This window comes from Xanthocytophaga flava (assembly GCF_030068545.1).
GTDB classification, from domain to species: Bacteria; Bacteroidota; Bacteroidia; order Cytophagales; family 172606-1; genus Xanthocytophaga; species Xanthocytophaga flava.
In genome coordinates this window covers 1-1,138 of sequence record NZ_JASJOR010000085.1, presented here as the reverse complement: position 1 = coordinate 1,138, position 1,138 = coordinate 1, and the positions used below count along the sequence as shown (strand labels likewise).

Sequence of the window (1,138 nt, the reverse complement as noted above, 5' to 3'; positions counted from 1 at the left end):
CTTGTCTGTCAAAATGGTAGCTAACAAGCCTGCTCCTGGAATTCCTTTGTCTATCACCCGTTCAGGAAGTGAACCAATCTTTATCTGTTGCTGATTGATCTGTTGCTGATTGATCTGTTGCTGATTGGTCTGTGGTTGATTGGTCTGTGGTTGATCTTGACTGGCAGCTTCTTTAGAGGTATTCTGTTTGGGAGTATATTTATAACGGATATAGCGTTTAATATAGAATCGGGCAGGTTCACATTCTAACTCTTCTGTAATTTCCTTACCAATGCAAATCATCTGTGACAGATCCCCGTCAGGGTAGATTTCAATCTCTTCTACCGGCAGATGGGCTGGTAGTTGGGCTCTTCCGTGGTGATTGGCTCGCTTACGGGTATACTCGATCTGAATTAATTCACCATCAATTAACTCATCATCAATAGATTCTGTTTTTTGTTGAATTTGTTCGGACTCTTTCTCTGATTCAGGCACATCAAAAGGTAGTAGGATCTGATTGGGGTCTGCTTCGAAGCGTTCTCGCTTCTGTCCAAACTGCATGCGTTTAAACATTTCCAGTTGCGATTTAAGGTAATCGCGTTCTTCTACAAGAGAGGAAATGGTTGTGTTATGGCTGGAAATAAGCAGTAAAAGTTCTTCTTTCGATAGATTTTCCAGCGTTCTTTGCATAGGCTAAAAATAGTACTTAAGAAGCAATACAACAAGTAGAATGGGTATTTTAAGGAAAAGAAAAGCGTTTTTTCTGGATACTCTTCACCACTTGTATGCCTTCAACCATCAGTACCAGATCTGCCCAAGATAACTCATTACTTTTCAAATTACTCTTCAATGCAGGAGGTAAAAATGTTCCTGTTTCTAACCTTTTATAATAAAGGACAAAACCGCCTTTTTCCCAGTGTAGGAGTTTAAGATGGGTACGAGTCCGATTCAGAAAAACAAACACTTCTCCACTGGTAGGATTTCTTTGCATCCCAGAAGTGACCAAGCCACATAAACCATCAAAGGATTTACGCATGTCACAATAGCCAGCATACAAATAAAATCGATGAGAAGAGCCTAATGAAAACATCTCACTTTATTGAGTCTATAGGTCAATACAAATGGATCAATACAAATGGATCAATACAAATGGATCAAT

The 1,138-nt window shown here is 39.4% G+C and carries 1 protein-coding gene and 1 pseudogene; both read right to left on the bottom strand.

Translation table 11 applies throughout. The features are described 5' to 3' along the window. Positions 1 to 372: 372 nt before the first annotated feature. A pseudogene (locus QNI15_RS39100) lies at positions 373 to 540 on the bottom strand (hypothetical protein); the annotation flags it as partial. A 178-nt stretch (positions 541 to 718) separates the two neighbouring features. Then, on the bottom strand, positions 719 to 1,069 hold the full coding sequence (gene tnpB, locus QNI15_RS38840; RefSeq protein ID WP_314037593.1) for an IS66 family insertion sequence element accessory protein TnpB: 351 nt from the start codon (positions 1,067 to 1,069) through the stop codon (positions 719 to 721). Positions 1,070 to 1,138: the final 69 nt, after the last annotated feature.